The organism is Burkholderia sp. WSM2232 (genome assembly GCF_000472545.1).
GTDB lineage: Bacteria > Pseudomonadota > Gammaproteobacteria > Burkholderiales > Burkholderiaceae > Paraburkholderia.
Window position 1 is genome coordinate 65,224 of sequence record NZ_AWZV01000005.1, and the last position, 26,654, is coordinate 91,877.

Genomic DNA, 26,654 nt, shown 5'->3' on the forward strand with positions numbered 1-26,654 from the left:
CGTGCGGCGACATCGACGGTCGACTTCATGCCTAAAGGCCTCGTCAGAAATCGAGCAATGCGGCCTGGCCAAAAAGGCGGGCGAGGGCGGGAATCGTCAACAGAAGCAACAAGGCGATGCCCGTCGCGGTCAACACAATCCACAGGTAGCGATTGCGCATGCTGAACTGAGCCCGGTTTCCAGACAGCGGCAAGACGCGAATTGCAAAGATCAGCCCAACGTTGCCCGCGACGAGTGACATGAAAGCAAGTGTCCGGGCGACTGAAGGTTGATACGCATGACTGAGCAAAACCATATAGAGGCCGATTACCAGAGCGGCAACGAGAGCGCCTACGGCGGCGTTGCGAGCAAGAGCTCCGGTCGACAGAAGCCGCGTGCCGGTACGGCGCGGCGGCTGGTGCATCAGATCCTCGCGTTCCGGTTCGTTCTCGAACACCACCGAGCAAACCGGATTGATGATCAGCTCCAGAAAGACGACATGGGCAGGCGCGAGCATCGGCGGCCAGCCTGCGAGAACGGGAATCAGGCTTGCCGCAATCATCGGCACATGTACGGCAACCGTATAGCTGATTGCCTGCACGAGATTGGCATAGATATGTCTGCCAAGGCGGATTGCCGACACGATCGGCGTGAAGTCTTCGCGAAGCAGTACGAGAGAAGCAACTTCGCGGGCCACTTCGGCGCCGCGCAAGCCCATTGCAATGCCGATATGCGCGGCCTTCAGCGCCGGCGCGTCGTTCACGCCGTCGCCGGTCATCGCGACGACATGACCGCTTTCGCGAAACGCGTTGACAAGCCGTAACTTCTGCTCGGGCTTCACGCGGGCGAATGTGTCGACAGTCCTGGTGATCTCGCGAAGTTGCGTGTCGTCCAGCTCGGCGATCTCTTTGCCCGTCACCACACGCCCGCTGCGGATGCCGACTTCGGCCGCAATGGCCTGCGCCGTGGAGGGATAATCGCCGGTGATCATCACCACGCGGATGCCCGCAGCCTGGCACTGTGCGATAGCGCCTGCCACCTCGGGGCGGACCGGGTCCAGCAGACCGACGAGCCCCACGAACGAAAACTCGAAGCCGTGCTGATTGTCCGGCCAGACGGCGTGCGAGTGGCGCGCTTTCGCGACGCCAAGCACGCGCAATCCCGCCGACGCCATGCGCGCCGCCTCGTCGAGGATGCTGCGCGTCTGCCGCTCGCCGAGGCGGCACAACTGGCAGACCGCTTCGGGCGCGCCTTTGCACGCGACCCGATGATGGTCGAGTAAAGGTGTATGCCACGCGTGCGACATGGCAGGCAGCTCAGGCGTCAACGCGTATTCATGGACCAGCGACCAGTCTTTGTGGATGCGTCCCGTGCCCGCCAGTCCCGCGCGCCCTGTCTCGTGAAACGCGAGTTCCATTGGATCGACCGGTTCGATCTCGCTGGCGAGCACCAGATATTCGATGAGTTCGTGATACGCCTCGTCGATCCGCTGCGTCGACTCATCGACGGTCTGCCGTTTTCCATGCGCGAAAAGGACCCGCACCGACATCCGGTTCTGCGTCAGCGTGCCGGTCTTGTCGACACAGAGCACCGAGGTCTGGCCGAGCGTCTCGATGGCGTTCATACGCCGGGCCAGCACACCTTCGTTCGCAATGCGGCGTGCGCCCAATGCCATGAACACGGTGAGGATCACTGGAATCTCTTCGGGAAGAATGCCCATTGCGAGCGTGATTGCCCCGAGCACGCCGGAGATCCATTCACCGTATCGCCAACGGTAGGCCACGATCAGCAGCAGACAGAGTGCAACCGCGATCAACGCGAAACGGCGCACAAATGCTCGCGCTTCCACCTGCAACGGCGACGGCGCTTCGGCGATGCCGGTGAGCGACTTGCCAATGCGCCCGAGCGTCGTATTGTGCGCCGTGGCCGTCACTACCATGCGCCCCTGACCCTGAACTACCATCGAGCCGAAGAAGAGCATGGTGTCGGGGTCGGCCTTGTCCACGAGGCCGGGCGGCGCAGCGGCCTTGGCTACCGCGACGGACTCGCCGGTCAGTAGCGACTCGTCGACGCTCAGTTCATGGGCCTCCGTCAGGATGCCGTCGGCAGGCACGCGTGCGCCTTCGTCCACGAAAACCAGGTCGCCCGGAACGAGTTCGGCCGCACCGACCTGTTGCCGCTGCCCGTCCCGCAACACCTGAGCCGCGGGGGCCGAAAGCGCACGAAGAGAATCGAGCACGCGCCCGGTTCGATGACTCTGGAAGACGGTGAGAAAGACAACCGCCATCACGAACGCGAGCAGCATCAGCGCTTCCGAAGCGTCTCCTACCAGCAGGTAGATAGAAGCTGCTGCAAGCAGCAGGAGAAACATGGGTTCGCGAAGCACTTCGGCCAGCGTGCGCCACCAGCCGCGCCGTTGCGCCGAGTCGACGACATTGCGGCCAAAGCGGGCTCGCTGCGTCTGGACCTCCGCGCTCGTGAGCCCGCACGCGCGCCAACTCTGCATTCCCGACGATACTGCTTCCGGGCAACTGCGCCGAGGGTTCGTGTGCGGGTCCAGGTGATCGGTTTCCATGCTGGGGTCGTTTGCTATGGCGTGTACTGCGACGCTCAGCGCGGCGCATGACGGGCGGAACGGCACCCGCACCGGCAAAGCGGAGCGAGTATCCGGCCTTGTTCCAGTCAAAGTGCCATTCAGCGTGCTGCATGAGGGCGCCGGAATGTTGACGCTTTGTATAACGTCGCCAGTGCCAGAATGACGCCGGGCGGGCAGAAGGGCGTTGACCTGAATCAAGCGGCCAATCCACCGTGGCAGGAGCCTGCCTCAGCTAACGTGAGACAACAGCAGTTGGCGCGGTATCCAGCGCGCGATTCTTCGTTACGGCGCGGACCCGTGTAGCACGGCTCGTGCAATGGCATTCAGCAGATCGCTAGCAACGAACGGCTTGGTCAGCAGTTCGCGGCCGCCGGCATGCACAACCGCGCTACGCGTAGCCCCGCTATCGTGCGCTGTAATGAACACGGCCGGAGGGCGGCTGTGAAGCTGCTCATAGAACTCCGGGCCGGACACGCCGGGCAGTTGCACGTCCAGAACGAGACAATGCGGCACGCGTGTGTCGTTTGCGACGAGGTATGCGTGTGCGCTTTCGAACGACAAGGCTTCGAAACCCGACGCACTCAACAGACGTTGCAAAGCGCGGCGCATGCCGGCGTCGTCTTCGAGAACCACGATCAGCTTCCTTGTGTCGTCCATAGTGCGTCAACGTTCGTCGCACCAATTGTGGTGCGAGCCGGATTTCGACGCCATCGGGGCGAGGGGCAATCAAATTGCCCTTTGGGGCAAACCGCGCTTCACACCGGAGCTTGCGCGCGCACAAGCGGCTCGGCCAATATAACGAGTTCGGCTAGCGAATGCGCATGAAGCTTGCGCATGAGCTCAGCGCGGCAGGATTTGACGGTTCGCTCGCTCAGAGCCAGGTCAGCGGCAATCTGCTTGTTCAGCCGGCCGGCGACAATGCCGCGCAGTACCACTAGCTCCCGCGCGCTCAGCGCAGTTGCCTGAGACGCGTCACCCGATCCGCCCGTGGACGACACGACCGCTGGCGCGGCAAGCGCGGTTTCGATAGCGGCGAACAGCGTCTGCGAATCGATCGGCTTGATCAGAAAATCGCTCGCACCGGCTTTCATGGCCATGACCGTTTTGGGAATATCGCGGTACGCGCTGATAAAGACGATTGGCATGTCATTGCCCAATCGACGCAGCGCACGCTGCAGGTCCAGACCGTCGGGTCCGGGCATTTCCAGGTCCAGTATCAGGCATGCTGGCGATGTGTCGGGCGTCGTCACGAGAAAGTCCCCCGCGCTCGGATAGCCCTTCACGGTGTATCCGGCGCACGTCAGCAGTCGAGTCAGCGCGGTGCGGGCCGAACAATCGTCGTCGACGACGTGGATGACGACATCAGCGTGATCGCTCATCAGTGTCCTCCTTGTGCTGTAGACCGGGCTTGCAACGCGCGCTCACCGTGCGTCACACAGGCTCGGCGGGAATCTTGCAGCTTGCCCGGCGCAGGCGCGGCCGGAAGCCAGACTGTGAATATGCTCCCGCCTGCCTCGCGCGCGGCGGCCGAGACACGACCTCCGTGAGTCGTGACGATCGTCCGGACGATCGAGAGCCCGAGACCCATGCCATGCGGCTTGGTGGTGTAAAGCGAGTCGAACAGACGCTTTGTCGCGTCGGCAGGGATGCCGTGTCCCCGGTCAGCCACGGTCAGTTCGAATCCTGATCCCGACAGTCGGGTTGAGACGCGCAATATCCTGTCGGGCGCGGGCGTGCCCTCCATCGCGTCCATTGCATTGATGGCGAGATTGATCAATACCTGTTGCAACTGCACGCGGTCGCCCTGCACCACGGCGTTTTCGGCTGACATGACCGCTTCTATGACAATCTGGCGCCGACGGGCTTCGAGATCGAGCAGGGCAAGCGCCTCATCGAATGTCGAATTCAGATTGAGCGCGTCGAGCTTCGTCGTATGCTTTTGTAGCAATGCCCGCAGTCGTTGCACGACCTGATCCGCGCGCAATGCGTCGCGGCGAATGTCAGCGAGTATCAGATGCAGCTCACCGGTTTCAGGCTCGCCCTTGAGCATGATGCCTGCGGCGTCTGCGTTGCTGAGTATGGCGCCAAGCGGTTGCCCGACTTCGTGTGCAATCGAGGCACTCAGTTCGCCAGCCGAAGCGAAGCGCGCCGCGCGGGCCAATTCGTCGAGGCGCAGCGTCGCTTCTTCTTCGGCGAGCCGACGCTGTCGCCGCTGCCAGAGCAGCGCGGCGATAGTCAGTGCCTGCAGCATGACGACGGCGACGGCGCTCAGCACGACTCCCTTGTACTCGCGCCACAGCGAAGGTGGCACGTTGACCAGCTCGCAGCGTTCAGGCAATGCCGCTGTCGCCAACCCGAGCTTCTCGAACATCCTCACGTCTGCGATACAGCGCGGCGCGCTGGCAGGGATAGTGGCGCCTTGCAGCGGTGCCTTGCCAAGCAGGATCGACGCTGCGAGCGAGCCCGTGAGACGCCCATTGGCCTCGAAGTCGACCACGGATCCCGCCGCGACCCCGTGACCCATGTAGGTCGGATACCAGCCGTAGATCGGAGCGTTCGACGCTTGCGCCAAGGGGGCGACAACCTCGTAGGGGAAATAGGTTCGACCGTTATTGTCGCGATACATGGTCGTGTAGAGGACAGCGGTATCGCGATCGAGCGCGGCAAGACGTTGCTGTAGATCGGGCACGGTCAAGCCGCTCCAGACGTCGACACTCCAGGCGCGGGATTGGCGCGCGCGTGCCGTCTCAACAGCGCGTTGGGCGAAGCGGAGATCCAGCTTGGTCGCGCCCGATACGACGACGAGACGCCGCGCACGCGGCTGCAACCTCTCGGCGATTGCAAGCGTGCCGCCCACGTCAAGATTGACCGGCAAGTGGGCGAACTCCGGTGGGATGTCCGGTCGCCGTGTATCAGCGACGCTGGATATAACCACTGGTGCGCCCGGCCAGATTTCGTCGTGATAGCGCCTCGTAAAATCCAGTGCAAAATCGGCGAGGCCAATCACAATGTCGACTTGCCGGTGTTCATACTTTCTCTTCATGAGTGCGAGAAAGCTCGGCATCAGATCGGAGGTTCCAAAGCGGAGGTCATCCAGCGAGTCGGTGTAAAACTCGACGCCGTCCGGCGCAGCAGAGGCAATCGAACTGCGAATTGCAAGAATCTGTTCCTGAGCCGCTGGCTGCGTGGGGTCCGCGCCGGGCAAAATGACGACGCGCCACGTGTGTCCGGCATAAGCACACGAGGAAAATGCCAGTATTAAAACAACTAGCCAGCGCACGGCGAGAGCGGGCTCGAACGCAGGTAGCGCGAGAGTGCTCCCAACCAACCTCGAAGCGCATTCGTCTTTCATGAGTGTCGGCGCAGATAGACGACGCCCACACTATGCCTGGAAATCGATCATTCGAAAAGAGTTTCGTATGAAAGATGTCTGGCAAACACTATACGATTGGCTCACCTGAATGAATTGGCATTGCAAAATAACACTGGCCCATGTGCAAAAGGTCGAATGAGCCGGCTCTATTCGCAAAGCGCGTATCGACCCATGCGATATAAATGGAAATTGGCGGGTTAATGGCGCTGCATTATGTCTTGCCTGGCCCATTGCCGGCTTTCCGAAACGGGCCTTCAATCAGCCTTGCCCCAAGGTCAGCAGCACATGATTGAGACGCAGGCACAATGCATGCTTCGCTATCCTGAAGTGCTGTTCACAAGCACGTATTATGCAGTCGTCCTGAGCATGACACCTTGTGTCGGCGTATCAATCTGGCGGGATCGGGAGCGGTCCGAAGAACATCGCTTTGAGCCTCCGGCGGCCGATTACTCTGGCGAGTTCCGCAATGACCGCGTACATGAGGATCAACGTGACGAGCAGTATCTGGATAGCCCAGAAGCGTGGCCAGTTGATCCCGCTCATGAGATCGTGGTGGGCCGCGACGATCGTTGGCGCCTCTTTCCAGTAGTCGTACAGCCGTTCCAGATAGTGCACGAGCAGCGCGACAAGCGCGTAGATCAGGGTCTTCCACGCGACGTTCCACACTAGCGGTTTTTCCGGAAACCGGTTGATGAACGGCAGCATGTCCGCTACGAGGACGGATTTGCCGAGAATAAGCGAGGCGATCAGCACCGATGCCGTGGTGGGAAGCGGTATGCCCGTACCTTTGATCATCAGCGCTCGAATCAACGTGACGACGTGAAGAATGACAAAAAAGAACAGTGTGGGCGGAAGGACCTTCATAAATTCATGCTTGAGCTTGCCGGGCAACGTACTCATGACACGAACCTCGCATTTCACTATTGCTGAAAGCCACCGGACGTGGCAGCCGTCATAGCGACGCACAGGCCGATTTCTTTAGAGCAGGACACCTGCGCAATCTAATGTAGCGGTCCTCGCAGTGAAAGGGAAGGCTCAGTTGGGATATTGCCCCAAGGGGCAATTGTGTTGCCCCAAGTACCTATGGCGTCAGCACGGCGGGCTGTGGGAAAAATAGCGTTGACGTCGATCAGCAGTCGCTGTCGTTCATCCATAACGGAGGCCATGATGTCTGAACCGAAACAACCGTCTGAACCGGGTGCGCGCAGAGCGTTTCTGAAGAACGTCGCGGTCGCCGGTGCTGCAACTGGATTGTCAGGCGTCATGGGGGAGGCACTGGCGCAGACGACCTCGGTACGGTCGGGGAGCGCGGCCAACAAACCGGCAACGCGCGCCACACTGGAAATCAACAGGCAATACGCCGAATTCCTTTCATTCGCCGACGCGCAGGACTTCGAGGATGCGAGCCGCGGACTGGTCGCAACGCTGCCCGAGCCTGTGATTATCGCGGGAAAAGGAGATTTTCCGGCATGGGATCTGAAGCAATTTGCGTTTGTCAGTGGAGGCCCCGAAAACAACGCTCCGCCGACAGTGAACCCGAGCCTCTGGCGTAACGCCAAGCTCAACATGCATCATGGTCTCTTCCAGGTCGTCGACGGCATCTGGCAGGTTCGCGGATATGACCTCTCGGTCATGAGCATTATCCGCGGCAATCAGGGCTGGATTGTCGTCGACCCGTTCGTCACGGCGGACGTCGCCACGGCTGTCTGGAAGCAACTGGTCATTCCTCATCTGGGCGACAAACCGATCACGCATGTCATCTATACGCACAGCCATGTGGACCATTACGGCGGCGTACGGGGCCTCGTCAGCGAAGAGGACGTGAGCGCCGGCAAGGTGAAGATCGTGGCGCCAGCCGGCTTCACGGAGGCGGCGGTGGGCGAAAACATCATAGCCGGCAATGCGATGGGCCGACGCGCGAGTTACATGTATGGCTCGCTCCTGTCGCGCAACCCGACTGGAGGTGTGGATGGGGGCCTCGGCAAGACGACATCGGTCGGCACGATCACGCTGATCACGCCGACCCTCTTCGCGGAGAAGACGGGGCAGAGCATGACGCTGGACGGTGTGGACATGACGATATTGATGGCACCGGAGTCGGAGGCGCCCTCGGAATTCATGTTCTATCTCCCCAGATACAAGGCGTTTTGCGCTGCGGAAGATGCGACGCATACGCTGCACAATCTCTATACGTTGCGCGGCGCCAAAGTTCGCGATGCACTGCTGTGGTCCAAGTACCTGCAGGCTTCCATCGACATGTTCGGTGGCGACGCACAAGTGCTGTTCGCGTCGCACTACTGGCCGACCTGGGGCAACGATCGCATTGTTTCTTTTCTGAGTGCGCAGCGCGACATGTACCGCTATCTGCACGACCAGACCATGCGTCTTGCGAACTCGGGGCTGACGCCGCTCGAAATCGGCGAGCAGATCCGCTTGCCCGATAGTCTCGCGAAACGCTGGTATTGCCGCAGCTACTATGGCACGGTGTATCACGACGTGGTCGCGCAATACAACCTGCGTCTCGGCTTTTTCGACGGCGTGCCCGCAAACCTGCACCGGCTGCCGCCGGTGGAAAACGGCAAGCGCTATGTCGAGTTCATGGGAGGCGCCGCTGCTGTTCTCAGCAAGGCACAGGCGTACTACGACAAAGGCGAGTATCGCTGGGTGGCGGAGGTCGTCAATCATGTGGTGTTCAGCGATCCGGGAAATACGGCGGCAAAGCAGATGCTCGCGGATGCATACGAGCAGCTCGGCTATCAGTCGGAGTCCGCTCCGTGGCGAAATTTCTATCTCACCGGCGCACAGGAACTGCGCGGTGGCATCAGGAAGGTGCCCGCGCCGGCGCCCCAAAGTCCGGATACGATTCGCGCAATGCCGCTCGACATGTTTCTCGACTTCCTCGGCATCCGGCTAAACGGCGAGCGTGCGGCGGGCAAATCGGTATTGCTCAACCTCACGTTGACCGACACCAAAGAGAATTACGTGGTGGGCGTCGAGAACAGCGCGATTCACTACTCGAAGGGAAGATCGTCCAACTCCGCGAACGCGTCGATCACCATGACGCGCGCCAATCTGAACAACGTGATGCTTGGCTCTACCACCATCCAGAAACTGGTGATGTCGGGCGACGCGAAAATCGATGGTGATAGCCAGAAGCTCGGAGAGTTCATCTCCTGGCTCGACAACTTTGAGTTCTATTTCAACATCGTGACGCCCTGAGGTGGCTATGTGTGCGATTTGCGACTTCAAGATCGAATTCGGTGTCGGACATCCGCAGGCGCTGGCCGTGGCCGTTGCGACGAGGAGAGCGATCGAGGCTGGCTTGCTACGGCAACTCGAGATCGAGGAAGGGGCACTCGCGCAGGCTCGCATGCGAATGACGGCAGTCGACACGCTCAAGGATTTGCAAAGCCGTGTGCAGCAGGCGTTGACAGCCGAAGAACTCCAAAGCCTGCCGGACTTTTACATTTTGCTGATCGAGAACGAAACGTGGGGTTTTTTTCACGCGACTGAAGATGGCTTCGACCCTGACATCATGCCGGAGCCTCCTGACGTTCTCTCCGAAGACGTCGAAGCCAGGAGCCTGGTGATAGTGACGTCTCAAGTGGCGATGCAGGCGTGGCTCGATACGGAAATAGACACAGCGCAGTTGCAGTCGGAATCGCTGCTGTTCATGGACGGACCGCTTGCACGGCGCAGTGCTCTGCTGTCGATGCTGGCCACGAGCGCCGCGATCACGGTTGCGGAGCCGGTCACGGTGCCCTTGATGGAATAGATCGAAGTGCGGGCATGCTTGCTCAGCGTGCGCGTCGTGGCCGCGAGGGGCATCTTCCGCCGATCTTTGTCGACGCAATGCGGTTTAAAAGTACCAGAGTCATATGAAGTATCGTATCGATCGAAACCGAGGGCAAACATGATGAAACCTGAAACATGCTTTGCAGTGCGTGACAAGCCTGTCAAACGTGCGCCTTTTGCTTTGGTGACGACAGCCCTCTTGAGCGTTGCGATAAACGGGCACGCGCAAACGGACACTCAACAGTCCAGCAAGCCCAATATCGTACTGATCGTGGGAGACGATGTGGGCTGGGGCGACCTGGGCGTATACGGTGGTGGCGAAGGCCGCGGCATCCCAACGCCGAACCTCGACAGGATGGCCGACGAAGGCATGACGTTTTTCGACTTCTATGGCCAGCCGAGTTGCACACCGGGGCGTGCGGCCATGCAGACCGGGCGTAACCCCAACCGCAGCGGCATGACGACAGTGGCATTTCAAGGGCAGGGTGGCGGTCTGCCGCGTGCTGAATGGACACTGGCGTCGGTATTGAAGCTCGCGCACTACAACACGTATTTCACGGGCAAATGGCACCTCGGCGAGTCGGACTATGCGCTACCCAATGCACAAGGCTACGACGACATGAGATACGTCGGGCTGTACCATTTGAACGCCTACACATACTCTGATCCAAAATGGTTTCCCGATATGGACCAGAAGACTCGCGACCTGTTCGTGAAGGTGACGAAGGGTATGCTTTCCGGCAAGGCAGGCGCACAGGCGCGCGAAGACTTCAAAGTAAATGGTCAATACGAGAACACACCCGAGAAAGGCGTGGTCGGTATTCCGTTTGTCGATCGTTACATCGAAAAGGCGGCACTCGACTATATCGACGAAGCCGCGCAAAAGGGACAGCCGTTCTTTATCAACGTCAACTTCATGAAAGTCCATCAGCCGAATCTTCCTGATCCGGACTACGTCGGCAAATCGCTGTCGAAATCGAAGTACGCGGATTCGCTCGTGGAACTCGACGCGCGGGTCGGTCACATCATGGACAAGCTGCGCGAGAAAGGGCTCGACAAGAACACGCTCGTCGTCTTTACCACGGACAACGGCGCGTGGCAGGACGTCTATCCGGACGCTGGTTACACACCGTTGCGCGGCACGAAGGGAACCGACCGGGAGGGCGGCTCACGCGTTCCTGCCATCGCCTGGTGGCCAGGCAAGATCAAGGAACATTCGAGAAACTACGACATCGTGGGCGGCCTCGATCTGATGGCGACGTTCGCTGCGGTGGCTGGTGTGGAACTGCCCAAGAACGACCGCGAAGGCAAGCCCATTATTTTCGACAGCTATGACATGTCGCCTGTTCTGTTCGGCACCGGCAAAAGCAGGCGCACCGCATGGTTCTACTTCACGGAGAACGAGTTGACTCCGGGGGCGGTGCGCGTCGGACAGTTCAAGGCTGTGTTCAACCTGCGCGGCGACGGGGGCACCGACACCGGCGCCCTGGCCGTCGACTCGAATCTGGGCTGGAAGGGGCCCGAGAAGTACGTTGCAACCGTGCCGCAGGTGTTCGACCTGTATCAGGATCCACAGGAACGGTACGATATCTTCATGAACAATTACACCGAACATACGTGGACGCTGGTGGCATTCAATGCCGCAGTGAAGGAGCAGATGCAGACGTATGTGAAGTATCCGCCCCGCAAGCTGCAGAGCGAGGGATATTCAGGGCCGATCACACTTACTCAGTATCAGCGGTTCAAGTACATTCGGGACGAACTCGACAAGGGGGGCTTCAGCATTCCGCTGCCGAGCGGGAACTGACCGTTGCCGCGCTGCACGGCCGGCTTTGGCGCGGCTGTCCAGCGCTCGATGCGCACACCGGGTCTATAACCCGGTTGCATCAACTGATTGAACGTGGGGCAATAACAATGTACGTGAGCGAACATCACATGCGTGCATGGCCAGTGCTGCGTCGTCTTCGAGCGTGGATCGTCGGCGCGTGCCTGGTTTTGAGCGCCTGTGCGAGCGACCAGCCGCAGCCAGGGGCCGGCACGCCGGCCGCGAGTCCACAACAGGTGCTCGTGGGCGAGCCGTCGGCCGCGGCCCTGCCGTCGTGGCAGGAAGGCGCAGCACGTGCCGCGATTCTCGCGTTCATTGGCGATGTAACGCGACCCGGGTCCGCGAACTATGTGCCGCCCGAGGCGCGCATCGCGGTATTCGACAACGACGGCACGCTGTGGAGCGAACAGCCCATGCCGTTCCAGTTGTCGTTCATGGTCGAAACATTGAAGGCCGCTGCGCCCAGGCACCCGGAGTGGCAAAAAGATCCCGTCTTCAAGGCGCTACTCGCGCACGACACAGAAGTGCTCGCCAAAAACCAGAAAGCGCTTCTGCAGATGATCGCGGTGGCCAACAGCGGCATGACGACGGACGAATATGACCAGTCCATTCGCAACTGGCTCGCGAGCGCGAAACACCCAACCCTGCAGCGGCGTTACACCGAACTCGTCTATCGCCCGCAACTGGAGTTGCTCGGTCTGCTCAGGGCAAGCGGATTCAGAATATGGATCGTGTCGGGCGGGACGGCTGAATTCATGCGCGTGTGGGTGACCGACGCGTATGGCATTCCGCCTGACAGGGTGGTGGGTACGCAGGAGAAGCTGAAGTACGAAGTGCGCGACGGCAAGCCAGTACTCGTGCGCGGGGCCGGCTTTGATTTCGTGGACGACGGCCCCGGAAAACCCGTCGGTATATTTCGCGCGATAGGCGCTCGCCCGATCCTCGCGTTCGGCAATTCCGACGGTGATCGGGAAATGCTTGAATACACCGCGGGCGGCCCCGGCAAAACGCTCGCACTGCTGCTACATCACGACGATGCAGAGCGGGAGTTCGCGTACGACCGCAAGTCTTCGTTAGCGCGGCTTGACAGAGCGTGGGACCAGGCACTTGCCCGCGGCTGGGTTGTCGTCAGCATGAAGCAGGACTGGAAGACTGTGTATGCCGCGCCGAAGGCCGGCGCTGCGCAGTAGAGCCGCATGACCGGGCGCTTACCCGGAGACAGAACGCGAGCGACATCCGCAACACCGTGGTCGAGCGCCCGCTGACCTGGTTTGCGACGCGGCCATCGCGGCTGGAGCTCGTCCCATCAGTCTTCGTCTATATCGATGATGCCGGCGGGATTTTCGGTGGCGGCTTCGGTGAACAACGCGGTGAACTGGTCGAGCGTGTTCATCGTGTCGCGCCCCGTGCGTGTGATGCGGTAAAACGAGAGCGGCACTTCCGGGCGAACCGCGTCGATGCGCACACGATACCGGTAGCAAATGTGCTCGCAGAACTGCGGCATGACCGCGGTGCCGAGTCCTTCCTGCGCCATTGCGATGGCCGTCTGTAAATGTCCGACCACAATGCGCCGGCTCACAGTCACTTCTTCTTTTGAAAGCGTCGCCTCGATCAGGCGTTGCAGCGGATTGTCCTTCGGCAACGTGATGAGCGGCCGATCTTCGAGCGCGGTCCAGCGAATGCCCGAGCCCCGTCGCGGCGAGCCTTCGTCCGTACTGGACACAGCCACGAGGCGCGTCGGAAAGAGCGGCACACGGTCAATGCCGGAAAGCTGCGAGAAGAACACGCCGAAGGCCGCATCGAGATGACCTTCCTCGACCATTTGCAGGAGTTCGGTCGGATTGCGGTCGACGAGCTCGATATGCGAGGCCGGATAGACCTGCGCGAAACGCGCGAGTACGGGCGGCATGAGGCTCGCCGCGATCATCGGCGTGCAACCGAGCAGCAGCGACGACTGCTTCTGCCGGCCCAGTTCGTTCAGTTCTATCACCGACTTTTCGAGCGTTTCGACGATCGCCATAGCCGTGGGATAAAACACGCGCCCGGCATCGGTAAGCGACACAGTGCGCGTGGTGCGTTCGAGCAGCCGGCAATTCAACTGCGTTTCGAGTTCGCGGATGATCGCCGAGAGCGCCGCCTGGCTCAGATGCATGCTCTGCGCCGTCTTCGTGAAGCTCGATGCGTTCGCGACGCCGAGAAAGACTTTGAGTTGTTTGAGGGACAGGTTCATCGACGACAGCTTTTCGTGGATCGGGCTTGAGGCAAGCCCGATTCTATCCCGTCTGCCGCGGCGGCTGCTGCGCCGCCGTTCCACGCGCGGCAGCCGCCTGTGCGTCAGCTCGTGCGGCATGCGGCGGCATGCAGCATCAGGCAAACGCGTAGCGGCCTTCTTCGTCGCGCGCAATGCTCCGGCGCTGTTGCACGTCTTCCAGCCAGCGCACCACCTCGCGGCCGTCGCGTGTGCCGGTCGCGGCCATCAGCTCGGCGAAGCGCTTCGGTCCGTGTTCGAGCGCCGCTTCGAGCGAGTCGAAACGCGCGCCGCGATAGGCGGGCGGCGTCGGCACCCGATGTTCGAGGTCACGTTGAGCGCCAGGCGCGAGCAGCGGCAGCGTGAGATCGAAGCCGGCTTTCGCGGTGGTTCGCGCGCCAAGAAGCGATGGATCGAGCGGCATCGCGCGCAAACCGTCCGCGCACAGCAGATCGCGGTCGGCCTGGAAGCGCGTGGCGAGCGCCCAGTCCATCTGCTCGTCCGAGAACACGTCGATGTCCGGGTCCACCACGAACACATGCTTGACGTTCGCGAGCGACGCGAACACAGCCGCGATTGCGTTGCGCGCTTCGCCCGGCACGCGTTGCTGCATCGCGACGCGCACGTTGAACATGCCGCCCGTCGCGGGATTCGCGTAGACGGCTTTGACATCGCGCACGGCGGTCTCGAGCGCGCGCCACACCGTGACCTCGGTGCGCAGCGCGGCGAGTTGTGCGGTATCGGTGCGCGCCATCGAGCTGCCGCCAATCGTGCAGGTCTGAAAGACGGCGTCGTGCCGGTGCGTGATCGCCGTCAGGTGAAACACCGGGTTCGTCTTGACGCCGCCGTAGTAGCCGAGGAACTCTCCGTACGGGCCTTCCGGCTCGGCGTGGCCGCGCTCGTCGAGATAGCCTTCGAGAATGAACTCGGCGTCGGCGGGAACGAGCAGGTCGTTCGTCACGCACTTGACCACGCCCATTGTCTGCCCGCGCAGCGCGGCCACCAGTTCGAGCTCGTCGGCCGGAATGCGCATGGTCGCGCCGACATGGTCGACCGGATGCGTGCCGACCGCGAACGCTATTGGTGTGCGCTCGCCGCGTTTGGCGTGACCGATTGCAATCGCGCGCAAGTCCGAAGGCGCGACGAGGTCGACGCCAGCGGTGCGCCGGCCGCGCAGCATCAGCCGGCGGATGCCGACATTGGTCCAGCCCGTCTCCGGATCGACAGCAAAGTCGATTGATGCCGAAATGTACGGTGCGCCGTCCTGGTCGTGCTGCAAATGAACGGGCAGGGCGGTGAAATCGCATTGGTCGCCGGTGAGCACGACCTGCTGCACAGGCGCTTCTTTGCGGCTCACTTCGACGAGTTGGCCCTTCACGCGCAGGCGTTCGCGCACGGTCTCGAGCAGGCGCAACGGGGTAGTGTCGAACGCGCGCGCGAGGCGTGTGCGACTTGCCGTCACGCTGCCCGCGAGCGGGATCGCGCCGCCGGAAGGCCGCGCGAACCATACCGCGCGCGGATTGCCTTCCATGATCGCGGCGATGTCGGCGAGATCGACGCTTTCTTCATGGCGTTCGAGCTCCGTGTCGTCGAGCGATTCGAGGAAGCGGCGCAGGCGAAAGCGTTCGAGGTCGGGCACGGCGCTGCCGTCCGCGGTGCGGGGAATAGCGGTCTTAGGTCTCAATTGGGTTCCTCGCGCATCGTAGTACGCAATGTTCTTCAAGTTCCAAGGGGCACGCCTCGCGCCTTTGTCAGAAGCGGGCGGACAGCGCAGTGGCCGCAAGGTGCGCGGCGAAACCGCTCGCGCCGCTCGCCGGCATTTCGGGGGCGAGGTGCAGGAACTGCTTGACCGCGCGCAGCGTTACGGCGCTGCAGCCGAGCAGCGTGTTGGCAAGCGCATCGGCTTCGGCGTCCAGGTCCGCGGCGGCCACCACGCGGCTCACGAGCCCCGCGTGCAACGCTTCGCCGGCGGACAGCCTCGCGCGGCTCAGCACCATGTGCGCGACGGTTTTCAGCGGCACGCGTCCGATCAGCGCGGACATGACGAGCGTCGGCGGAATGTCGCGCTCCATCTCGGGGATCTGGAACACGGCGTCGTCGGCGGCCAGCGCGATGTCGCATACAGCGGCGAGCGCGCAGCCTACGCCGAGCGCCTCGCCGCGCACGACGGAGATGAGCGGTACGCGCACGGCCTTCAGCGCGTCGTAGAGCGCGAGCGGCGGCGCGGCGACCACGCGGCGCAAGGTTTCGGCGGACGGCTTCGCGTCCTTCGGCGGCATAGGCGACTGGCGGCCTTTGCAAAAGTCTGCGCCGCGCGAACGGATGCGCACGAGCTTCACGTCGTCATCGAGCGTGGCGACAGTGTCGATGATGGCCTCGCTCATGCCCGCGTCGATCAGGTTGCCGTTTGCGGCACGGTCGAGCACGACGTCCACGAGCGGGCCGTTGCGTTCTATCGCAACAGAGGGGCTGGACATGCGGATCTCCTGGTTGATTGTGATGTGTTCGTGTAACCGCTTACGCCAGATCGCGGTGAATGTATTCCCACACGACTTTCGGCGTGGCCGGCATGGCGAGTTCGTCGGTGCCGAAAGTCTTGAGCGCGTCGGCAAGCGCGTTGAAGATGGTCGCCGTGGCCGGCGTGATGCCGCTTTCTCCGCCGCCTTTCACGCGCAGCGGATTGCCCTTGGTGGGGTCCTCGGTGAGTTCGAGGTTCAGCGTGGGAATTACGCCCGCGCGCGGCATGCCGTAGTCCATGTACGAACCGGTCAGTACCTGGCCGGTCTCGCGGTCCACGTAACAGGTCTCCGAGAGCGCCTGGCCGATACCTTGCGCGAGGCCGCCGTGCACCTGGCCTTCCACGATGAGCGGATTGATGGGCTGACCCACGTCGTCCACAGATGTGTAGTTGACAAGCGTCACCACACCGGTGTCCGGGTCGACCTCGAGCTCGCAGACCGCCGCGCCTGTGGGATGCGCAGGCACCCGCGTGTTCACCTCGGCTTGCGCGTAGAGCTTGCGGGTGGCGGGCTCGCCCGGCAGGCCGTCGCGTGCGACCTGGACGGCCACTTCAAAAAGGCCGAGCTCGCGCGACGCAGCGGTATCGCGGAACACGCCGTTTTCGAACGTCACCTGTTCGGGCGAGACACCGAACTGCGCGGCGGCCACGCGTTTTCCAAGCGCTACGATCTGCGCGGCCGCGTCGACCAGCAACATCCCGCCAAGACGCATCGAGCGGTCCGAATGACTGCCGCCACCCACGCTCACAAATGCCGTGTCGCCGGTGCGAAGCGTGATGGAACGGATCGGCACGCCCAGGTGTTGCGCGATCACTTGTGCGAACGTGGTTTCGTGGCCCTGGCCGGTGGATTGCGTGCCCGCCACGATGTCGATGCGGCCTTCGGGCAGCACTGTCACTTCAATGCGCTCGCGCGGCGCGCCCACCGGCGACTCGATATAGTTCGCGAGGCCGATGCCACGCAGCAGGCCCTTTTCGAGCGAGGCCGCGCGGCGTGCTTCAAAGCTGTCCCATTGCGCGAGTTCCAGCGCACGCGCCATGTTGCGCGCGAATTCACCACTGTCGTAGGTGAGACCCATCGGGCTGCGATACGGCAGCTTGTCGTGCGCGATCAGATTGCGTTGACGGATCTCGGCACGGTCCAGCTTCAACTGCGCGGCCGCCAGATCGAGCATGCGCTCGATTACGTGCGTCGCCTCCGGGCGGCCCGCGCCGCGGTAGGGCGCGGTCGGCACGGTGTTGGTCAGCACCGCGCTGATATGCACGGCGGCGACCGGCACGTCGTAGACGGTCGTCATGATGCGCGAGCCGTTCGACATCGGCACGTACGAAACCGTATGCGCGCCGACATTGCCGATCCATTCGTTGTCGATGGCGAGAATGCGGCCGTCGCTCGCGAAGCCGAAGGTCGCACGCAAGATCTGGTCGCGGCCCTGATAGTCGGAGAGAAACGCCTCGCTGCGATCGCTCGTCCACTTGACGGGCCGGCCGATGCGGCGCGCGGCCCACACCACGGCCAGTTGCTCGACGTAGATGAACGAGCGCGGGCCGAAGCCGCCGCCAGTATCGGGGCACACCACGCGCACCTGGGCCGGCGGCACCTTGAGCGCTGCCGCGAGGCAAAGCTTTTGCCGCACCGCGCCCTGACTGCCGGAGATCAGCGTGTACAGGCCGCTTTCGTGGTCGAACACGCCAATCGCACTGCGCGGCTCCATCTGACAATTGACGACGCGGCTGTGATGAAACTCGCGCGTGAGCACGAGCGCTGCATTGGCGATCAGGCGGCGCGCTTCTTCACGATCGCCGAGCTGCGTCTGAAAGCACAGATTGCGCGGCGCGCCTTCCCACAACTGAGGCGCGCTGTCCTGCATGGCGTCGGCGGCGTTGACCACCGCGTCGAGCACCTCGTAGTCGACCTCGATCATTTCGCTAGCGTTGCGCGCGGCGAGCGGCGTCTTGGCGATCACCATCGCGATCGGCTCGCCCACGTAGCGCACACGATCGGTCGGCAGCGGAATGTGCAACTGGTTGAAGATCTCGCCGGTGAGCGAGGTGAGGAATGCCTTCTTCGTGGCGTCGACAGCGTCGACCGGGTTGGGCACGTGGTCCACGCCCTGATAGCCGTCGTCCAGATAATCCTGGCCGACGAGCACCGCGATCACGCCGGGCGCCTCGCGCGCGGCGCTCACGTCTACCGAGCGCAGCGCGGCATGTGCGTGCGGCGAGCGCAGAAAGGCTGCGTGCACCTGGCCGTCGAGTTGGAAGTCGTCGGTGTAGCGGCCATTGCCGGTGACGAAGCGGCGGTCTTCGAGGCGCGCAAGCGGTTGACCGATCATGGCTTGACGCCCTCCGTCGCGGAGGCGGCCAGCGCCGGGTACATTTCGCGCGCCGCATGGCGCACCGCCTCGATGATGTTCACATAGCCGGTGCAACGGCAAATGTTGCCTTCGAGCGCGTGACAGATGCTCGCTTCGTCGAGCTGCGGCGTTTCGCGCAGATAGAAGCCGACCGACATGATCATGCCCGGCGTGCAGAAGCCGCACTGCAAGCCGTGGCACTGCACGAACGCGTTCTGCACCGGATGCAGCGGTGCGTCCGCAGCTTCGCTGGGTTTGCCGCACAGACCTTCGACGGTCGTGACCGTGCCGCCGCTTGCCTGCGCGGCGAGCACCGTGCACGACTTCACCGAAACGCCGTCGAGATGCACCGTGCACGCGCCGCACTGGCTCGTGTCGCAACCGACGTGCGTGCCCGTGAGGCGCAGCGTCTCGCGCAGAAATTCGACGAGCAGCATCTGGTCGGGAACCTCGCGCCGCACGTCGGCGCCGTTCACCCGCAATTGAACTTCAACCATGATTCACCCTGTTGTTGCTGGACCTGCTGGATCGAGCGCCTCGCCGCGCTCAGTCGGCCATGCCGGCGCTCGCCTGCGCGCTCATCGTCGCGTTAAAGCGCTTGAAGAACTCCGCCGCGAGCTTGTTGGCGACCGACGTGACGAGCCGCGAGCCGATCTGCGCCAGCTTGCCGCCCACCTGCGCGTCGGCGACGTAAGTGAGGAGGGTGCCGCCTTCTTCAGCGTCGGCGAGCGTGACGGTCGCAGCCATCTTGCCGAAGCCCGCCACGCCGCCTTCGCCCGAGCCGACGATGCGGTAACCGTTGGGACCGTCGCGGTCCGAGAGCTGCAACGTGCCCTTGAAGCGGGCCTTCACGGGGCCGACCGAGGCCACCACGACGGCCTTGTACTCGTCGTCGTTGTGCGCGACGAACTCCTCGCAGCCCGGCACGCATGCCTGCAACACGGCGGCATCGTTCAAGCCTTTCCACACCTGTTCGCGCGTGGCGGCGATGGTCTGCGATCCGGTGAACTCCATTCTTGTGTCTCCTGAAAACGTGAAGCGGATTAAGCGGGCCGGCGCAGCGGCTGCCCGAGCAGCGCCTCTACGGCGCGACGTGTGTAGGTTTCGATCAGATGCCCGCGATAGGCGGCCGAGCCGTTGTCGTCGTCGGGCAGCGAGCCGCTGTCCATCTTCAGGCCGGCAAGCGCGACCTCAGAGAGATCGGCGTGCAGTGCGGCTTCGGCGTCGAACCAGCGAAACACCGAGGCGCCCGCGCCGGTCACGGCCACGCGAATCGAATCGGCAAACTGCGCGACGAACACGCCGACGACCGCATAGCCGGAGGCCGGCTGGCGCAACTTCGCGTACGCCGCGCGCAGAGGAATCGGATACTCGAAGCCGATCACGAGTTCGTCCGGCTCGAGCGCGGTCTGAAAGGTATCGACGAAATAGTCGTCGGCGGCAATGCGGCGTTGTGATGTGACGACCTGCGCGCCGAGCGCGAGCACGGCGCTCGGGTAATCGGCGGCGGGGTCGTTGTTCGCGACCGAGCCGCCCATCGTGCCGCGGTTGCGCACCTGCGGATCGGCGATCACATTGGCAAGCCGTGCGAGCGCCGGGATCGCCGCTTCGACCACCGGCGAGGCGGCCACTTCCGCATGTCTCGTCAGCGCGCCCACGCGCAGCACGTCGCCTTGCACGCTGATGCCGCGCATCGCCTCGATACGCGTGATGTCGATCAGGTGCGAAGGCGCGGCAAGCCGCTGCTTGAGCGTGGGGATCAGCGTCATGCCGCCGGACAGCGGGCGCGCGTCGCCGTGTTCGCGCAGCCACGCGAGCGCCTCGTCGAGTGAGGACGCCCGAAGGTAGAGGGTCTCGTACATGATGTCTCGTGAGTCAGGCTTCTTTCAGCCAGTTTTCCAGCGACGTCGCGAGCGCGGCCGGCGTTTCGTGCATCGGGTAATGGCCCGCGTTCGCGAGCATCTCGAGCGTCGCATTCGGATACCACGCAAGCCACGTGCGTTTCATCAGGTCCGCGGTGATGGTCGGATCGTGTTCGCCGACGAAAAGCCTGACCGGCGTCGTGTTGCCCTCGACCTGTGCCGAAAAATCGTTCGCGGCCCATTGCGGCAGGAAGCTTGCAAAAGCATCGGCGCGCGAGAGCCTTTGCGACTCGCGCGCGAGATGCGCGCTGAAGCGAGGCACGAGACGATTGCCGGTCGAAAAGGCGATGATCGCGGCGCGCCGCTCGACGTCCTCCACGGCCGCGCGGAATCCGGCAAGCCGCGCGTCGTCCATCCGCGAGCCGCACGCGGGCACGGCGCATACGCCGGCCATGCGTTCGATGCGTGCGGGCGCGGCGAGCAGCACGCGCTGGATCGCCACGCCGCCCATTGAATGACCGATCAGGCTGAAGCGCTCCCAGCCGAGATGATCGGCAAGCGCGAGCACGTCGTGAGCGGCTTCTTCGAACGTGAACGCGCCGTCGCGCTCTCGCGAGCGGCCGTAGCCGCGATAGTCGAAGAACACGTAGGTGAAGCTGTCGGTGTCCAGCATGGGAACGAGCGCGTGCCAGTCGTCGGCGCTGCCGAACCAGCCGTTCATCGCGAGCACCTTGCGCGGGCCTGCGCCGACCTGCACGTAACCGTTGAGCGCCTGGGTCATGCGGCCGCCTCCGCCTCGCGTGGTCCGAACGTCAACTCAAGCGCCGGCGCAATGCGCGCACGGCATTCGCCGAAGCCGATCGGCACCGCCCCCGCTTTTGTTGCACGCGCGCTCAGGGTGATCTCGTCGCCGTCTTCAAGTGCCGTGCGGGTCTCGCCGTTGGGCAGGCAAAGCGGATCGCGGCCGGCGTTCGTCAGCTCGGTGATACACGCGCGCGCCGCATCGTCGGCGCCGGAGATGGTGCCGCTGCCCAGCAGATCGCCGGTGCGCAGGTTGCAGCCATTGCTCGTGTGATGCGCGACCATCTGCGCGAACGTCCAGTACAGGTTGTCCAGATGCGTGTGCGTGATGCGTATTGCGCGGGCGCCGCCCTCGCGCAGCGCCTGAGTCGACAGATGCGCATACAGCTCCAGATGCAGGCCGCCTTCCCGCTGATCGCGCAACCCGTGCAAATGCGGCATCAACGGTGGATCGTCTGCGCCGCGCGCAACGGGCGCTTTGCGGAAGGGCGCGAGCGCTTCGGCGGTTACGATCCACGGCGACAGGCTCGAATGAAAGCTCTTGCCGAGAAACGGTCCCAGCACCTGCTCGAACCACTGAATGCTTTTTGCGGACCAGTCGTTGAGCAGCGAGTAACCGAAGATGTGCGCGTGAGCGTCGTCCACGGCGATAGGTTGCGTGAGCCGATTGCCCAGGCCGATCCATGCCGCGAGTTCCAGTTCGAAGTCGAGCGCGGGTGCGGGGCCGAACACGATCTGCCCGTTCGCGTCGCGATACTGGCCGTGCGGACGGCGTACTTCGCCGCCGCTCACGCACAGCGACGACGCGCGGCCGTGATACGCGATAGGCAGCGACTTGAACGCGGGCGGCAGGGGATCGGCGAGCCCCTTGTAGCGGCCGTGGCGCTCGGTGTGATGAAGCGAGGTCAGAAAGTCGGTGTAGTCGCCGACGTCGCAAGGCATGCGCAGCTCAAGGGTGTCGATGCGCGGCAGGAGTGCATCGGCCATCTGCTGCACGCGGGTACGCTGCGGCGCGTCGCTTTTCAGCAAATCGGACAGCGCGGCTCGCAGGGCGCTCGCATAGCGCGCCGGCATCGCCATCAGCCGCTCCAGCGTGCCCGCCGCGGCTGCTTCGCAGGCAAGCGCGGCGTCGCTGCCCGCGGCGATCAGGCCGCTCTCGTGCAGCATGCGCAGGTCGACGGCATGTTCGCCGATTGCGACGGCGCCGCGCGCAACGCCGTCGCGCTCGAATACGCCAAACGGCAGATTCTGGATCGGGAAGTCCGTATCCGGCTGGTTCGCCGATTCGATCCAGCTACGACGCGCGGGGTCGTGAGTGGGGTTGAGCGTGCTCATACGACAGGCGTCTCCTTGCCCGCGTGGCGGCGTGTTTCGGTCCACGCATCGAGCAGCGGACGCGCCTCTTTTCTATACGTGGCGAGCGTTTGCGCCGGTGCGACGGGAACCGTCAATTCGAGGCGGAAACCGTTGGGGTCGAAGAAGTAGATGGAGCGCACAAAATGATGATCGGTGACGCCCAGCACCTCGATGCCGTGATCGGCCAGACGCTGTTTCATCGTTTCGAGCGCGTCCACGCTGGCGACGCGCAACGCGATATGGTTGACCCACGGCGGCGTGTTCGGCGAGGGCTCTGCGGCCGTGTCGTCGCCGAGATCGAAGAAGGCAATGTAGGAGCCGTCGGCCATTTCGAAGAACAGGTGCACGTACGGGCAGTATTCGCCCGTGCTCGGCACGCGGTCGAGGCGGATCACATGGACGAGCGGCAAACCGAGAATGTCTTCGTAGAAATGGCGCGTTTCTTCGGCATTGCGGCAGCGCCACGCGAAGTGGTGCAGGCCGAGCACCTGCGGCAGGGTTTGGGGCATGCTGTGTCTCCTTGATGCGCGAGCGGATCGGGCAGGCGCGCTCAGATTTCGACTGCGTCGACGTCGTATTCGAACAGCCAGTTGTAGCGCTCTTTGACCCGCTCTTCGTTCCACTCCCGATCGACGTATTCAGCTGCGCCTTCGGCGTGCGCGAGCGCGGGATTGTGAAAGCGTTTGGTGTTGGCCGCCGAGCCGCGCACGATGCGCGAGGTGCGCTCGAGGCGCAACGCCTCGTAACGTTCGAGGGCGCGCGGCATGTCGTTCTCGTAACGCGCAAGGCAGCGTGCGATCAGATAGCCGTCTTCGAGCGCCATGCCGGCGCCTTGCGCCAGGAACGGCAACGTGGGGTGGCATGCGTCGCCGAGCAGCGTGGCGTTGCCGGAGCTCCAGCGCGCCATCGGCTCGCGGATCATGAGCGCCCATTTGTACGGCACGTCGATCGCGGAGATCATCGTGCGTACGTCTTCGTGCCAGCCCTCGAAATCGGCGAGGCATTCTTCGATGGTGCCGCGTTCGGACCATGATTCGACCTGCCAGCCGTCGCGCTCGACTGCACCGACGAAGTTGATCAGCTGGTGGCCGCGCAGCGGATAATGAATCACATGCGCGCCGGGGCCGACCCAGTTGGTGCCGTACGCCGTGCGCATATGCTCGGGCAGTTTCGTGGCGTCGATCACGCCGCGCCAGGCCATCACGCCGGAATAAACAGGCTCGTCCGCGCCGAACAGAGCGCGCCGCACGCGCGAGTGCACGCCGTCTGCACCGATCAGCAGGTCCGCTTCGAACGTGGCGCCCGAAGTGGTTTGCACTTCGACCTTGCCGTCGTTCTGCACAATCGACTCGACCTTGTGATCGAGCCTGATCGCGTCAGCGCGAAAAGCGCGCACTGCGTCGACGAGCGCCTGGTGGAGGTCGGCGCGATGCACGGTCAGATAGGGAAACCCGAATACTTCACGCGATGCCGCGCCGAGATCGAAGAGCGGCCACGTTTGACCGCTGTTCCAGAGTCGCACGCGCTTGCCGGGCGGCTCGCACGCAAGGCCTTCCAGGCGCTTGCCGACGCCGATGCGGTACAGCACGCGCGTGGCGTTCGGGCTCAACTGCACGCCGGCGCCGATCTCCCCGAGCGCTTTTGCCTGTTCAAGAATGGTGACGTCGAAGCCTTGTCTGAGCAACGCGGCGCCCGCCGTCAGGCCGCCGATTCCGGCCCCTGCAATGACGATTTTCATTCGATCTTTCGACCTCTTTCGTAATGACGTTTCTCTTATCGAGAAGATTTATCAATTGATCGATAAATCTTTTAAATAGGGTTCTGCGTTGGAACAGAACCACTTTAAAGCAACGTCAGTTTCTATAGAAGCAAAAGAATCCGAATGGTTTATCAGGCTATTTTATTAATGCGCGGATTAATCTCACATGCCCCAGCGGTGCACCACCGGAGAGTCGATATCGAACAGATCGAGCACGCGCCCGAGCGTGTGATCGACCATGTCATCGAGCGATTCGGGGTTCGCGTAGAATGCGGGCACCGGCGGATAGACGATTGCACCGGCTTCCGTGACGCTCGTCATGCTGCGCAGGTGGCCGAGATGCAGGGGCGTTTCGCGCACCATCAGCACGAGGCGGCGGCGCTCCTTGAGCGTCACGTCGGCCGCGCGCGAGAGCAGCCCGCCCGTCACGCCGGTGGCGATTTCGGAGAGCGTGCGGATCGAGCAGGGCGCGACGATCATGCCCATTACGGGGAACGATCCGCTTGAAATGGCTGCGCCAATGTCCGTGTTCGGGTAGGTCACAGTGGCGAGCGCGCGCACCTCGGCCACGCTATGCTGCGACTCGTGCGCGAGCGTAACCTGCGCGGAGCGGCTCATCACCAGATGCGACTCGATGTCGAGCTGTCTGAGCAACTGCAGCAGCCGCACGCCATAGACGACGCCCGAAGCGCCGCTGATGCCCACGATCATGCGCCGGGGCCGGACTGCGCTGAAATGCATTCGTGGTCTCCGTTTAAACGTAACTGGTTTTTGACGTGGCGGATGTTAGCACGCGAATTCCGGCTTTCGAATAAGTTATCGGCATTTCCGAAATTAATGGGTAAATACCCTGATGGAGTATTCGGAATGTTCGATTGATTGATAAAAAAATCGCGATTCAAAGCGCGAAATGAAGTGGTTAAACTCTGTCGGCATCGCACTCGTGGAACGTCGAAGAACGGGCCGCACAGGCAGCGCGATGCACGAAGCCGGCGCCGCGAGCGACCGGCCAACGACATAAAAACCTGGAGACATGTGTTGAAAACTCGTTTGCTCGTCGGCGGTTGCGCCGCGATTCTGGCTGGCCCGGCGTTGGCGCAGTCTTCTGTGACGCTATACGGCAGTATCGATGTGGGCGTCGACTTCGTTTCGAACACGCAGGGCAAGCATCTGATCCAGGAATCGTCGGGCAAGCGCCAGCCCGATCGCTGGGGCCTGTTGATCAAGGAGAACCTGGGCGGCGGCAACACGGCGTTCGCGCGGCTCGAATCCGGCTTCGTGACCAACACGGGCGCGCAGATCAACCCGACCAGCTTCTTCAACCGGGAGTCGTACGTGGGCCTCGCGAACGACCGCTGGGGCTCGCTTAGCTTCGGCAACATCAACGACTATATCTACCAGTACGTAGGCCGCCTGAACAATTCGATTCCTGGCATCTCGTCGTTCTATACGCCAGGCAATCTCGACGGCCTCGCGAACAACCACGCGCTCAACAGCTCGGTGAAGTACGAGACGGCCAGCTTTCACGGTATCCAGGCAGGCGTGATGGACTCATTCGGCAATCAGCCCGGAAACTTCAGCGCGGGCCGCCAGTACAGCCTGGGCGCGCAGTACACGGGCGGACCGGTGAGGCTCGGCATTGCGTACACCATGTCCCACAATCGCACGGCGGACATCTTCGGCACCTTCAGCCTGCGCTCGCTACTCGGCCAGCCGCTGAAACAGGGCACGATGTTCAACGCGGACCGCTACAGCACACTCGCCGCGGGTGGTTCGGTCCAGATTGGAGACTTCTCGCCGCACGCCACGTATTCGGGCGTGAAGTTGGAGAACAGCAGAGGCTCGGCGACGCTGAACAATTATCAGGCGGGCGTGAACATCAATCTGGGCGGCAAGGTTTTCTACGTGCTCGGCCTTTCGTGGGATCACTCGCTGTTTCAGGGCCTGACGATCAACCAGTACAACGTGTTTCTAACCGATTACCTCTCGAAGAGCACGCAGGTCTACGCGGGTGTCGGCCTGCAGCGCGCCGCCGGAAACGGTGCGCGCGCCGCGCAGTTCGGCTATCAGCCTTCTTCGAGCGGCAGCCAGACGATCGCGCGGGTCGGTGTCAATCATATGTTCTGAGGAAGCGGAGGTGCCATGCGCGCGATGCAATGAGAATGTAAAGCAGCGAAAGCAAACG

22 protein-coding genes are annotated in these 26,654 nt (G+C 62.8%); 5 read left to right on the plus strand and 17 right to left on the minus strand.

Annotated features, from left to right (window positions below; translation table 11 throughout):
• Nucleotides 1-43 precede the first annotated feature (43 nt).
• The 5 genes from F757_RS0104425 to F757_RS0104445 all read right to left on the minus strand — a co-directional run bounded on the left by F757_RS0104425 (nucleotide 44) and on the right by F757_RS0104445 (nucleotide 6,848).
• A complete protein-coding gene (locus F757_RS0104425) occupies nucleotides 44-2,554 on the minus strand; it encodes a cation-translocating P-type ATPase (RefSeq protein WP_027210350.1) in 2,511 nt (836 codons plus the stop codon).
• A 303-nt stretch (nucleotides 2,555-2,857) separates the two neighbouring features.
• Nucleotides 2,858-3,232, minus strand: coding sequence for a response regulator transcription factor (locus F757_RS32945; protein ID WP_035466262.1), 375 nt, complete (start codon nucleotides 3,230-3,232; stop codon nucleotides 2,858-2,860).
• Nucleotides 3,233-3,330: 98 nt separating this feature from the next.
• The gene (locus F757_RS0104435; RefSeq protein WP_027210351.1) at nucleotides 3,331-3,954 is read right to left on the minus strand and encodes a response regulator transcription factor; all 624 of its coding nucleotides are present in this window, start codon (nucleotides 3,952-3,954) and stop codon (nucleotides 3,331-3,333) included.
• Nucleotides 3,954-5,618 carry a sensor histidine kinase gene (locus tag F757_RS32950; protein ID WP_198021341.1) on the minus strand — a complete coding sequence of 555 codons (1,665 nt, stop codon included), beginning with the start codon at nucleotides 5,616-5,618 and terminating at the stop codon, nucleotides 3,954-3,956. Before F757_RS32950 ends, F757_RS0104435 begins: the two co-directional genes overlap by 1 nt.
• Before the next feature lie 717 nt (nucleotides 5,619-6,335).
• Nucleotides 6,336-6,848: a hypothetical protein gene (locus F757_RS0104445; protein ID WP_027210352.1), complete on the minus strand. Its 513-nt coding sequence runs from the start codon at nucleotides 6,846-6,848 to the stop codon at nucleotides 6,336-6,338.
• Nucleotides 6,849-7,211: 363 nt separating this feature from the next.
• Between F757_RS0104445 and F757_RS0104450 the strand changes: the two genes are divergently transcribed.
• The 4 genes from F757_RS0104450 (at nucleotide 7,212) to F757_RS0104465 (ending at nucleotide 12,758) form a co-directional block, all read left to right on the plus strand.
• Nucleotides 7,212-9,167 (plus strand): alkyl/aryl-sulfatase, encoded by a 1,956-nt coding sequence (locus tag F757_RS0104450; protein WP_051376678.1) that lies wholly within the window; start codon nucleotides 7,212-7,214, stop codon nucleotides 9,165-9,167.
• Nucleotides 9,168-9,174: 7 nt separating this feature from the next.
• Nucleotides 9,175-9,723, plus strand: a complete 549-nt coding sequence (locus tag F757_RS0104455; protein WP_027210354.1) for a hypothetical protein — start codon at nucleotides 9,175-9,177, stop codon at nucleotides 9,721-9,723.
• A 219-nt stretch (nucleotides 9,724-9,942) separates the two neighbouring features.
• Entirely contained in the window at nucleotides 9,943-11,550 is a 1,608-nt protein-coding gene (locus F757_RS0104460; RefSeq protein WP_232221349.1) for an arylsulfatase, read from the plus strand.
• 107 nt (nucleotides 11,551-11,657) lie between these two features.
• Nucleotides 11,658-12,758 carry an HAD family hydrolase gene (locus tag F757_RS0104465; protein ID WP_051376667.1) on the plus strand — a complete coding sequence of 367 codons (1,101 nt, stop codon included), beginning with the start codon at nucleotides 11,658-11,660 and terminating at the stop codon, nucleotides 12,756-12,758.
• 116 nt (nucleotides 12,759-12,874) lie between these two features.
• On the opposite strand, the gene F757_RS0104470 is transcribed toward F757_RS0104465, so the two are convergent.
• The 12 genes from F757_RS0104470 to F757_RS0104525 all read right to left on the minus strand — a co-directional run bounded on the left by F757_RS0104470 (nucleotide 12,875) and on the right by F757_RS0104525 (nucleotide 25,210).
• Nucleotides 12,875-13,798: a LysR family transcriptional regulator gene (locus tag F757_RS0104470; protein WP_027210357.1), complete on the minus strand. Its 924-nt coding sequence runs from the start codon at nucleotides 13,796-13,798 to the stop codon at nucleotides 12,875-12,877.
• Between the two features lie 136 nt (nucleotides 13,799-13,934).
• Nucleotides 13,935-15,500, minus strand: a complete 1,566-nt coding sequence (locus F757_RS0104475; RefSeq protein WP_027210358.1) for a UbiD family decarboxylase — start codon at nucleotides 15,498-15,500, stop codon at nucleotides 13,935-13,937.
• Nucleotides 15,501-15,567: 67 nt separating this feature from the next.
• Nucleotides 15,568-16,293: an enoyl-CoA hydratase/isomerase family protein gene (locus F757_RS0104480; RefSeq protein WP_027210359.1), complete on the minus strand. Its 726-nt coding sequence runs from the start codon at nucleotides 16,291-16,293 to the stop codon at nucleotides 15,568-15,570.
• 40 nt (nucleotides 16,294-16,333) lie between these two features.
• Nucleotides 16,334-18,670, minus strand: coding sequence for a xanthine dehydrogenase family protein molybdopterin-binding subunit (locus tag F757_RS0104485; RefSeq protein ID WP_027210360.1), 2,337 nt, complete (start codon nucleotides 18,668-18,670; stop codon nucleotides 16,334-16,336).
• Nucleotides 18,667-19,188 (minus strand): (2Fe-2S)-binding protein, encoded by a 522-nt coding sequence (locus tag F757_RS0104490; RefSeq protein ID WP_027210361.1) that lies wholly within the window; start codon nucleotides 19,186-19,188, stop codon nucleotides 18,667-18,669. Before F757_RS0104490 ends, F757_RS0104485 begins: the two co-directional genes overlap by 4 nt.
• 49 nt (nucleotides 19,189-19,237) lie before the next feature.
• Nucleotides 19,238-19,705, minus strand: coding sequence for an SRPBCC family protein (locus F757_RS0104495; protein WP_027210362.1), 468 nt, complete (start codon nucleotides 19,703-19,705; stop codon nucleotides 19,238-19,240).
• 29 nt (nucleotides 19,706-19,734) lie between these two features.
• The gene (locus F757_RS0104500) at nucleotides 19,735-20,553 is read right to left on the minus strand and encodes an FAD binding domain-containing protein (RefSeq protein WP_027210363.1); all 819 of its coding nucleotides are present in this window, start codon (nucleotides 20,551-20,553) and stop codon (nucleotides 19,735-19,737) included.
• 13 nt (nucleotides 20,554-20,566) lie between these two features.
• Nucleotides 20,567-21,334 carry an alpha/beta fold hydrolase gene (locus F757_RS0104505; RefSeq protein ID WP_027210364.1) on the minus strand — a complete coding sequence of 256 codons (768 nt, stop codon included), beginning with the start codon at nucleotides 21,332-21,334 and terminating at the stop codon, nucleotides 20,567-20,569.
• Nucleotides 21,331-22,689 (minus strand): fumarylacetoacetase, encoded by a 1,359-nt coding sequence (fahA, locus tag F757_RS0104510; RefSeq protein ID WP_027210365.1) that lies wholly within the window; start codon nucleotides 22,687-22,689, stop codon nucleotides 21,331-21,333. The genes F757_RS0104505 and fahA overlap by 4 nt, the downstream gene beginning before the upstream one ends.
• Complete coding sequence (locus tag F757_RS0104515; protein WP_027210366.1) at nucleotides 22,686-23,219, minus strand: VOC family protein; 534 nt, start codon at nucleotides 23,217-23,219, stop codon at nucleotides 22,686-22,688. The genes fahA and F757_RS0104515 overlap by 4 nt, the downstream gene beginning before the upstream one ends.
• Before the next feature lie 41 nt (nucleotides 23,220-23,260).
• Nucleotides 23,261-24,448 carry an FAD-dependent monooxygenase gene (locus F757_RS0104520; RefSeq protein ID WP_027210367.1) on the minus strand — a complete coding sequence of 396 codons (1,188 nt, stop codon included), beginning with the start codon at nucleotides 24,446-24,448 and terminating at the stop codon, nucleotides 23,261-23,263.
• 183 nt (nucleotides 24,449-24,631) lie between these two features.
• Complete coding sequence (locus tag F757_RS0104525) at nucleotides 24,632-25,210, minus strand: UbiX family flavin prenyltransferase (protein ID WP_027210368.1); 579 nt, start codon at nucleotides 25,208-25,210, stop codon at nucleotides 24,632-24,634.
• A 294-nt stretch (nucleotides 25,211-25,504) separates the two neighbouring features.
• Between F757_RS0104525 and F757_RS0104530 the strand changes: the two genes are divergently transcribed.
• Nucleotides 25,505-26,596 carry a porin gene (locus F757_RS0104530; protein WP_156923516.1) on the plus strand — a complete coding sequence of 364 codons (1,092 nt, stop codon included), beginning with the start codon at nucleotides 25,505-25,507 and terminating at the stop codon, nucleotides 26,594-26,596.
• Nucleotides 26,597-26,654: the final 58 nt, after the last annotated feature.